The organism is Streptomyces pilosus, from assembly GCF_014649835.1.
Classification (GTDB): Bacteria; Actinomycetota; Actinomycetes; order Streptomycetales; family Streptomycetaceae; genus Streptomyces; species Streptomyces pilosus.
The window spans coordinates 370,893-380,550 of record NZ_BMTU01000003.1 but is presented as its reverse complement, the minus strand read 5'-3'; the positions used below and the strand labels follow the sequence as shown (position 1 = coordinate 380,550).

Annotated in this window: 9 protein-coding genes; 4 read left to right on the top strand and 5 right to left on the bottom strand. The window is 74.7% G+C overall.

Annotated elements, in window-relative coordinates; translation table 11 throughout:
* Nucleotides 1–94: 94 nt before the first annotated feature.
* The 4 genes from IE118_RS10055 to IE118_RS10040 are packed head-to-tail and all read right to left on the bottom strand — an operon-like array spanning nt 95 to nt 4,764.
* Nucleotides 95–367, bottom strand: a complete 273-nt coding sequence (locus IE118_RS10055) for an acyl carrier protein (RefSeq protein ID WP_189557411.1) — start codon at nt 365–367, stop codon at nt 95–97.
* Nucleotides 368–392: 25 nt separating this feature from the next.
* Complete coding sequence (locus IE118_RS10050) at nt 393–1,256, bottom strand: acyl-CoA dehydrogenase family protein (protein ID WP_189557410.1); 864 nt, start codon at nt 1,254–1,256, stop codon at nt 393–395.
* The gene (locus tag IE118_RS10045; protein ID WP_189557409.1) at nt 1,253–2,974 is read right to left on the bottom strand and encodes an acyl-CoA dehydrogenase family protein; all 1,722 of its coding nucleotides are present in this window, start codon (nt 2,972–2,974) and stop codon (nt 1,253–1,255) included. Before IE118_RS10045 ends, IE118_RS10050 begins: the two co-directional genes overlap by 4 nt.
* A complete protein-coding gene (locus IE118_RS10040) occupies nt 2,971–4,764 on the bottom strand; it encodes a fatty acyl-AMP ligase (protein ID WP_189557408.1) in 1,794 nt (597 codons plus the stop codon). Before IE118_RS10040 ends, IE118_RS10045 begins: the two co-directional genes overlap by 4 nt.
* Nucleotides 4,765–5,167: 403 nt before the next feature.
* On the opposite strand from IE118_RS10040, the gene IE118_RS10035 reads away from it, so the two are divergent.
* The 4 genes from IE118_RS10035 to IE118_RS10020 are packed head-to-tail and all read left to right on the top strand — an operon-like array spanning nt 5,168 to nt 8,670.
* Complete coding sequence (locus IE118_RS10035; RefSeq protein WP_229846738.1) at nt 5,168–5,605, top strand: cobalamin B12-binding domain-containing protein; 438 nt, start codon at nt 5,168–5,170, stop codon at nt 5,603–5,605.
* A complete protein-coding gene (locus IE118_RS10030; protein WP_189557406.1) occupies nt 5,602–6,852 on the top strand; it encodes a methylaspartate mutase in 1,251 nt (416 codons plus the stop codon). The genes IE118_RS10035 and IE118_RS10030 overlap by 4 nt, the downstream gene beginning before the upstream one ends.
* A complete protein-coding gene (locus IE118_RS10025) occupies nt 6,849–7,676 on the top strand; it encodes an ABC transporter permease (protein WP_189557405.1) in 828 nt (275 codons plus the stop codon). The genes IE118_RS10030 and IE118_RS10025 overlap by 4 nt, the downstream gene beginning before the upstream one ends.
* Before the next feature lie 46 nt (nt 7,677–7,722).
* A complete protein-coding gene (locus IE118_RS10020) occupies nt 7,723–8,670 on the top strand; it encodes a TauD/TfdA family dioxygenase (protein WP_189557404.1) in 948 nt (315 codons plus the stop codon).
* 69 nt (nt 8,671–8,739) lie between these two features.
* Here the strand turns inward: IE118_RS10020 and IE118_RS10015 are convergent, their stop codons facing one another.
* Nucleotides 8,740–9,648, bottom strand: coding sequence for a GHMP family kinase ATP-binding protein (locus tag IE118_RS10015; RefSeq protein ID WP_229846737.1), 909 nt, complete (start codon nt 9,646–9,648; stop codon nt 8,740–8,742).
* Nucleotides 9,649–9,658 lie beyond the last annotated feature (10 nt).

The following is a 9,658-nucleotide window of genomic DNA, read 5'->3' as shown; positions in this document are numbered from 1 at the left end:
GGACGAGCGGTCCTCTCGGGGGTCTGCGTGGCCTACGGGATCTGCGGGATGCCGCCGGGGGCCGGCGTACGGGCTCGGCGGGCGCCGAGCGGGGTCAGGCGTTCTGGGACAGTTCCCGGACCAGCGCCACGCTGAGGGAGTCGAGCGTGGGGTTGTCCCACATGACGGTCGGGTCGAGGGAGATGTCGAGGTGGTCCTCCAGCTCGGCGGCGATCGCGAGCACGTGGAGGGAGTCCAGGCCGTAGTCGGAGAGCTTGGCGGTGGTGTCGACGGCTTCGGCGGGACGGTCCAGGTGCGTGGCGACGCAGTCGACCAGCCAGGCGCGCAGGCTGTCGGCGGTCAGGGTGTCCAGGGCGAGGTCGGGCACGGGATGCTCCTCGGGAGGGGTGCGGTCAGGGGCGGTCGGGCAGGGGGCGGCGGGTCAGGTCGAGGGCGAGGTTCGCCTCGTGACGGTCGACGAGGTCGGCGTACAGCCGCTCGTGCGCGGACCCGGTGGGCTGCGGCGTCCGGCGGGCGCGGCCGTTCAGCGCGCGGCCCGGGGCGGCGGCCAGCAGGGCCGGGTCGTACAGGCCGGTGACGGCCGGGGCGGCGAGCAGCGCGTCGAGCGGGAACGGGGCGGCCGGGTCCCGCTCCGGTGTCCGCCGGCCGGCACCGAACAGGGCCCGCTGCGTCTCGTGCAGCAGCCGCTGGAAGGAGGCGTGGTCGCCCTCGCGGATGTAGAAGCGGGAGCCCATCACCACCGACAGGCGGTCCAGGGCACCCTGGAGGACGCGGGGGACGAACGCGGTGACGGCGTGCGCGGTGGCGTCGGGCCGGTCGGGCAGTGCGTCGGTGCCGCGTACGGCGAGGGTGGTGAGGGCGTCACAGAGCAGCAGGTCGGCGAAGGCACCGGAGAGCACGGAGCGCAGGACGGGGAGGTCGGCCGCGGCGGCGCCGTAGAGGCGGCGGCCCCGCAGGTGGCGCAGGGTGATCCGGAGTGCCGAGTCGAGTGCGCCGGCGCAGGCGCCGACCGCGAGGGCCTCGTCGGCGGCGCCGGTCCCGGGAGTCCCGGCCAGGGTGGGTGAGCGGCGGCAGACGGCGCGCAGCGCGTGCAGCACCGGCTCGGGGGCGCCGGACGGGACCCGCCAGGGCTCCGGGTCCTGTGGGCGGTGGGCCTCGGCGGCGGCGAGGAGGGCGTCGAACCCGTGGGGGTTGGCCGGGTCGAAGGGGTCACCGAGGCGCTGCTCCAGTGCCTCGACGGCGGTGAGGGTGTTCACGAGGGGGACTCCAGCCGGTCGAGCAGCGAGACGAAGGAGCCGGACGGGCGGTCCAGGAGCAGGCCGGCCAGGTCGTCCAGGACGGCCGCTTCGTCGTCCTCGACGGGTTCGCCGAGGTCGGTGAGCGCCTTGACGAGACAACCGCGCAGCCAGGTGACGTCGCCGTCCGCCGGGCCGCCCCGCAGCCACAGGTGCAGGGCACAGGCGGCCGCGCAGCACAGTTCGTAGCGCTCGGCGAGGTCGAAGGCCTCCGCCGGTACGGCCCGGGGCGGGAACCGTACGGCGGCCATGGCCTCGTGGAGCCGGCCGGTGGCGTCGAGGAGGCGGGTGGCCAGGGCGGCCGGCGCGGCGAGGTCGCCCCGGTGGCGGGCCCGCTCCCGCAGCTCGGCGACGGCGTCGGGCAGTCCGGCGAGCAGCGAGTTCCCGGTGGTGGACAGCAGGCTGAGCGCGGCGGGCGCGAAGGGGCGCGGCCGGATGTGCGGGCTGGTGGCCTCGGCCAGGCCGGCCGCGTCGACGCGGCCCTTGCGGTAGCCGCGGGCCAGGCGCGGGAACTGCTCGATCAGGGCGCTGCGGTTGACCAGGCTGCTGCCGTCGAAGATGCCGATGATGCGGTGGTCGCGCTCCGCCTTGGCGAACTGCCCGTGCGGGTCGCCGGGGCCGAGCAGGCCGTGCGGGCCGAGCAGGTGAAGCAGCCGGGCGATCAGGGCGTCGATCTGGGCGGGCACGTAGGCCTTGGCGACGGCGGACAGGACGCTCATCTCGCCGGTGAGGGAGTGCAGGGCGCGGACGGCGACCAGGCCGGTCGCCTCGGCCAGCAGCAGGCCCGCGGTGGCCTCGCCGAGTTCACGGCGGACGTGCGGGCGCCGGGCCAGTGGTGTGCCGTCGTCCGCCGGGTGGCCGGCGGCGAAGTCGGCGGCCAGCGCCAGGGCGTGGTCGCCCGCGCCGAGCGACATGGCGGCGCAGCAGGTGCGCGTGATGTGCAGGGCCTTGACGATGATCTCGACGCCCTGGCCCGGCCGGCCGATCAGGGCGTCCGCGGGCACCCGTGCCCCGTGCAGGGCGATGCCGCTGATGTCGGCGCCGCGGATGCCGTAGGTGGGCACCTTGGGCGGGCAGGTGTACGTGCCGGGGGCGAGGCGGGCCTTGTCGACGAGGAAGAGGCTGAAGCCGCGCGGACCGCCCGCGTCGTCGGTGCGGGCCAGCACGGTCACCAGGCCGGCCCGGGTGGCGTTGTTGATCAGCCACTTCTCGCCGTCGAGCAGCCAGCCGCCGTCCGCGGCCGGCCGGGCGACGACCTCGCCGGCCAGCAGGTCGCTGCCGTGGTGGCGTTCGGTCAGCGCGCAGGACACCACCTCGCCGTCGGTGATCCGCCGGGCGAGCCGCCGGGCGGGCTCCTCCGCGCCGGCGAGCCAGGTCGAGACGGCGCCGAGGTAGGTCTTGCCGTGCGCGGCGGCGACGGTGAGGTCGATCCGCGAGACGGCCCGCAGCAGGCGCATGACGACACCGAAGTCGTCGAGGGCGCCGCCGTGTTCGGTGGGCACGTAGTGGCGGGGCAGTCCGGCCTCGTCCAGGGCGCGGCAGGCGTCGGCGGGGAAGGCGTCGGCCCGGTCGAGGGCGGCCAGCTCCCCGGCGTCCAGCGCCAGCCCGGGGCCGGTGAGCCGGTGCAGGTGCCGGGTGAACCGGTCCACGGTGCCGACGGTGGGCGCTGCGACGGTCATGCGGCGGCCCGCTCGGGGGCGGGGACGGGCCGGAGCAGGCCGTCCTGGTAGTCGGCGTAGGTGGGTTCGAGGAGACCGGAGCGGAAGAGTTCACGCATCGCCGAGCGCTGGATCTTGCCGCTGGTGGTGCGGCGCACCCCGCCGGGCCGCAGCAGCAGGACCGCCCCGACGGGCGCGCCGAACTCGCGGGCGACGGTCAGCCGCATGTCGGCGGCGAGCCGGCGCAGCCGGTCCTCCTCCTTGATGCCGCGCACCTCGTGGGTGACGACGAGGACGTCCTCCCGGTCCGCGGTGTCGCCGGGGACGGTGAAGCAGGCGCCGACCAGGGTGCCCAGTTCGGGCTGCTGGACGCGCAGTTCGTGCTCGATGTCCTGCGGGTAGAGGTTGCGGCCGCGCACGATGACGACGTCCTTGATGCGGCCGGTGACGTACAGCTCGCCCTCGTGGAGGGTGCCGAGGTCCCCGGTGCGCAGGTAGCCGGTGTCGCCGTCGGCGGTGGTGGCGCGGAACTCGGTGGCGTTGGTGGTCTCGCGGTTCCAGTAGCCGTGGCCGATGACGGGGCCGCGCAGCCAGATCTCGCCGACGCCGCCGTCGGGCAGGACCCGGTGGGTGCCGGGGTCGACGATGCGGATCTCCGCACCGGTGACGGGGCCGCAGGCGGCGACGAGACGGCCGGGCCCGTCGCCCTCGACCGGCCGGAACTCGTGGTGTTCGAGCCGGTCCACGTCCACCCGGCGGGCGCCGTGCGGGGCGTCGAGCGCCCCCGAGACGAAGAGGGTGGCCTCGGCCATCCCGTAGCAGGGGCTCAGGGCGTCGGGACGCAGACCGTGGCCGGCGAAGCGGGCGCGGAAATGGTCCAGCACGGAGGGGCGCACCGGTTCGGAGCCGTCGACGGCGTACCGGAGGCGGGACAGGTCCAGGCCCTCGATCTGGGCGTCGGTGATGCGCCGGGTGCACAGCTCGTACGCGAAGTCGGGCGCGGCGGAGGTGTGGATGCCGAACCGGTCGATCATGTGCAGCCACAGGTGCGGCCGCTTGAGGAAGGTGGACGGGCTCATCATCACGGTCCCGGCCCCGCTCATCAGCGGCGGCAGGATGAGGCCCATCAGCCCCATGTCGTGGAAGTGCGGGATCCAGCCGCCGAGCGGGGTGTGCTCGTCGAGGCCGAGGACGCCGATGAGGTTGGCGCTGTTGTGCAGCAGGTTGCCGTGCGTGATGACGACGCCCTTGGGGTCGCCGGTGGACCCGGAGGTGTACTGGAGGACGGCGACGCTGTCGTGGGAGAGCTCCGGCGGCGTCCAGTCGCCGGCCCCGGCGTCCGTGTCCGGCAGGTCGTCGACGACGTCGGTGACCAGCAGCGGGACGTCGCCGACCGCGTCCTCGGCCGTCCAGGCCTCGACGTCGGCGCGGGTCGCGGTGTCGGTCAGGATCGCCGTGACGCCCGCGTCGTCCGCGATGCGCGCGACCCGGTACCGCTCGTGGCGGTAGCGGCCCGGCAGGGAGGACGGGACCGCGACGGCGCCGGCGTACAGGCAGCCCGCGAAGGCCGTCAGGAAGGCGAGCCCGGCCGGGTGGAGCAGGAGCACGCGGTCGCCGGTGCCGACGCCCGCGGCGCGCAGCCGCAGGGCCACGGCGCGGGCCTGCCGGTCCAGCTCCGCGTAGGTCAGCCGACTCGCCCCGTCGTCCCGCAGCGGATCGGTGACGAAGGTCGCCGCGGTCTTCCCCGGAATGTTCTCCGCGTGCCCGAGGAGAACCGCGGTGACACTACGGGCGATGACGATGTCCGCCATATTCACTGTCCTGCCCTTCGCGTTCGCTCAAGAATTGGCGCCGCACCTGGTTCAGGGCAGCGAACACTTTCTAGCGACGCCCGGCCGACTCCCGGAAGGCGGCTGACAGCAAACTGCAGGACGGGGCGGCCACCGCGCCGACGGCGGCGCGGATCACGCCGGCGGGGGTGCTGTCGAGCCCGCTCACCGGGCCAGTACCGGCCAGTCAGCGGCCCGTTGGGGCGGTCCGGCGCGCAGTAGAGTCGACAGCGCCGCCGCTGCGCGGCCGTCCACGACGGCCGGATTCCCGGCAGCCGTCCCGCCTTTTTCCCCATTCCGCCGAGCAGTCGGCGTACCGGTGCTGGCGCCGGAATACGCCGGCACTCCAGAAACCGGACCGGATATGAATTCCTCAGTCGGATCCATGAATTCCTCACGTGTCGACGCGGCGCCTTCCGTGCTGCTGACCGGAACCTCCTCGGACGCCCACACCTGGAATCTCGTCCATCTCCAGCTCGTTCTGGAGGAGATCGGCCACACGGTGGCGAACCTCGGCCCCTGCGTCCCCGACGAGCTGGTGGTGGAGTCCTGCCTGGGGCTGCGGCCCGCCCTGGTCGTGGTCAGCAGCGTCAACGGTCACGGCTTCAACGACGGTCTGCGGCTGATCCGCGTGCTGCGGGCACGGCCGGAACTGGCCGGCACCACCGTGGTGATCGGCGGCAAGCTGGTCACCGACGGCCTGCGCAACGTCGGCATGGTCCGGCGGCTCACCGCGGCCGGCTACGACCGGGTGTTCGACGACGGCGAGCTGCCCGCGTTCCGCACCTTCGCCGCCCGGACGCCCGACCGAGCGGTGTCGTGACGCCGGCGTCCTTCGGCGGCTTCGTCTCGCGGGCGCACGCGCGGGGCGCACTCGTGGTGCAGCCGCGCATGGGGTTCGGGGACCCCCGGCAGATGCGCGAGGGCCTGCGGCGGACCAGGGACGCCGGGGCGGTCACCGTCGGCACCCTCACCCTCGACAGCTACACCCGCGTGAACGACCTGGCGGCGGCCCGCCGCGCCGTCCGCGACGGGGTGCCGCTCAACGGGTACCCGATCTGCACCCACCCCGCCGAGGTGTCGCGGGCGATGCTGGACGGCGTCCACGAGGCCGCCTTCCCGGTGCAGGTGCGGCACGGGTCGGCGCGCCCCGAGCACATCGTGTCCGCGCTGCTGGACCTGGGCCTGGACGCCACCGAGGGCGGCCCCGTCTCGTACTGCCTGCCCTACGGCCGCACCCGGCTGAGCGACGCCGTGGCCGCCTGGCGGACCGCGTGCGCCCTGCTCGCCGAGGCCCGCACCGACACCCGCGAGCCGCACCTGGAGAGCTTCGGCGGCTGCATGCTGGGGCAGCTGTGCCCGCCGTCGATGCTGGTCGCCCTCAGCGTCCTGGAGGGCCTGTTCTTCGCCCGGCACGGGCTGCGCAGCGTCTCCCTCAGCTACGCCCAGCAGACCAGCCCGGAGCAGGACCTGGAGGCGATGGCGGCCCTGCGGGCACTGGCCGGCGAATTCCTCCCCGGCATCGACACGCACCTCGTCGTCTACGCCTACATGGGCGTGTTCCCGGCCACCCGCGGCGGCGCCCTGCGCCTGCTGGAGGAGGCGGCCCGGCTGGCCGTCGCCTCCGGGGCGGCCCGGCTGATCGTCAAGACGGCGGCCGAGGCACACCGCATCCCCACCATCGCGGACAACGTCGAGGCCCTGCGCACGGCCGCCCGGGCCGCCGAGGCCACCACGCCCCGGGCCGCGGGCGCCGCGGCCGGTTCGGAGGTGTACGAGGAGGCCGCCGTCCTCGTCCGCACCGTGCTGGGGCTGCACGACGACGTCGGCGAGGCACTGCTGCTGGCCTTCCGGCGCGGCCTGCTCGACATCCCGTACTGCCTGCACCCGGACAACGCGGGGCGGACCCGCAGCTTCATCGACACCGACGGGCGGCTGCGCTGGGCGGACACCGGGCTGCTGCCCCTGCCCCGCACCGCGCTGACGGCCGCCCGCCGGGTGACCTCCGACGAGCTGCTGACGGCCCTGACCCGGGTCCGCAGGATCTACGACCAAGGAGGCATCCGATGACCCTCACCCCCTCCCTGCCCGCCGGCCGGCCCGGCACCGCCTGGCAGGGCAGCAGCCTGCCCGCACAGCTGATGATCCTCACCGGCCGCTCGGTCCGGGCGCACCTGACGCACCGCCGGGCGCTGGTCCTCGCCCTGCTCCAGCCGGTGTTCATGCTGCTGCTGCTCAGCGAGGTGTTCGGCAGCATCGTCGACCGCGGACACCTGCCCGAGGGCGTCGGCTACCTCGACTACCTGCTGCCCGCCCTGCTCGTGACCACCGGCATCGGACCGTCGGTGGCCTCGGGCATCGGGCTGGTGCGCGACATGGACAACGGGGCGGTGGCCCGGCTGCGCACCCTGCCGATCCAGTCCTCGCTGCTGCTGCTCGCCCGCAGCCTCGCCGATCTGCTGCGCACCGCCGCCCAGCTGGTGATCCTCGTCGCGGTGGCCGTGCTGGCGCTCGGCTCCCGTCCGGCCGGCGGCCCGTTCGGCGTGCTGGCCGCGCTGCTGCTGACGTGCGTCGTCGTGTGGGCGCTGACGTGGATCTTCCTGGCGCTCGCGGCGTGGCTGCGCAGCGCCGAGGCCATGCAGGCGGCCGCCTACCTGGTGACGTTCCCGCTGATGTTCGCCTCCAGCGCCTTCGTCCCGGTGGACCGGCTGCCGGGCTGGCTCCAGATCCTGGCGAAGCTCAACCCGCTGTCGTACGCGATGGACGCCTCCCGCGCCCTCGCCCTCGACACCCCGCTGGGGACGCGGTTGTGGGCGGCGCTGGGCGCCAGCCTGCTCGTCGCGGCGCTCGGGTCCGCCGCGGCGGTGTGGGCGTTCCGCCGGCCCGTGACCTGACCCGCACGCCCCCACCCGACCGACCACCGACGTCACGGAGGACACCATGACGAAAGCGCAGACCCAGCCCCTCGCGCGCCTGGACGCCGCACCCGCCCCCGGCGCGGACGCGGTGGCCTGGGCGTCCGGACACCGCGCGGAACTGCGGGACCTGGTGGCCCGGCACGGCGCCGTCCTGGTCCGCGGACTGGACCTGGACAGCCGGGAACGGGCCGTAGAGACCGTGGCCGCGGTCCTCGGCGAGGGCATGACCGAACGCGAGGGGTTCGCCCCGCGCGACCCGTACGGGACGCCCGGTGTGTACTCGTCGTCGCACTGGCCGGCGGACCAGCCGATGTGCATGCACCACGAGTTGAGCTACGCGGCCCGTGCCCCGCGCCTGCTCGCCTTCGCCTGTGTGACGCCCCCGGCCTCGGGCGGCGTCACGGCGCTCGCGGACGCCCGCGCCGTCCTCGCCGACCTGCCGCCGGCCCTGGTGGAGCCGTTCGAACGGCACGGCTGGCGGCTGACCCGCAGCTACAACCCGTTCGTCGGGATCGGCTGGCAGGAGGCGTTCGGCAGCACCGACCGGGCCGAGGTGGACCGCTACTGCGCGGAGCACGGCATCGAGACCCGGTGGGACGCCGACGGCGGACTGCGCACCGCGCAGACCCGGCCCGCGGTGCTCGCCCACCCGGCCACCGGTGAGCGCTGCTGGTTCAACCAGATCGCGTTCCTCAACGAGTGGACGATGGCCCCCGAGGTCCGCTCCTTCCTCACCGCCGAGTTCGGCCCCGAGGGGCTGCCGTTCAACACCTTCCGCGGCGACGGCGCCCCGCTGGACCGCGCCACCGTCGACCTGATCAACGAGGTGTACGAGCGGCACACGGTGCGCGAGCCGTGGCGGCGGGGCGACCTGCTGCTGGTCGACAACGTCCGCACGGCGCACAGCCGCGAACCGTACCGCGGCGAGCGGGAGATCGTCGCCGGGCTGGGCGAGCCGTTCGCCCCCTGAGCCGGCGCACGCGCGAGGGGCCGCACCCGGTCTTCCGGGTGCGGCCCCTCGCGCTCGGTCCCGCGCCGGTCAGTCGAAGCTCAGCGTGCGGTACACGGTGACGTTCCCGACCAGTTCCTGGCACGCCTGGGCGGCCGCCGCGAGCTGGGCCGGGCAGTCCGGCGAGGCCGTGTCGAGCAGGATGCCGACGGCCGTGCCGCTGTGGCCGACGACGACCCCGAGGCCGCCCACGTCACGGCAGATCGCGGCCATCCCCTCCAGGGACCACTTGTGCCGCAGCACCTGGTTCATCCGGGCGCTCTCCGTCGCCACCCGCCCGACCTCGGCGAGGTCCCGGCGGGCGACGGCGGTGGTGACCCGGCCGAGCAGCCGGGCGTACTCGCGCTTGTCGGCCTCGGTGAACGGCTTCGGGATGTTGTTGAAGTCCACCGTGTCCACGGCGCCGCCCTCGTCGGCACTGACGACGGCCATGGACGGCAGCGAACCCAGCTGGGCGCGCAACCGGACGGTGCGGTGGTGGAAGGCGACGATCGAGGAGTAGAGCACCCCGTCGGTCGGCTCGATCCTGGCCAGGTACGACTCGATCCGGCGGGGCGGCATGGGCTCGTCCAGCGCGTTGGCCACCGCGCGGGCCGTGGCCACCAGGTCCGCCGAGGAGCTGGCCAGCCCCTTGCCCTCGGGGAGGGTGCTGTGGATCGTCAGGGTGCCCCCGCCCGGCCAGCCGGCGTCCTCCAGGATCATCGAGGTGAGGCGGAGCGCCTTCTTCTTGTGCGCCGGATGGACCGTCAGCAGGCCCGGGTCCGGGCGCGGTTCGAACCTGGCCATGGCCCAGCGGGCGACGGGCAGCGTCACCAGGAAGTCGCCGTGCTCCTCGGGCAGCACTCCCTGGAGCAGCTCGCCGAAGGTGCCGAAGGCCGTACTGACCCCGGTGGTGGCGCCTCTCCGGCCGGCCGCCGGAGTGAGGATCTCGGTGGTCACGTCGGCTCCC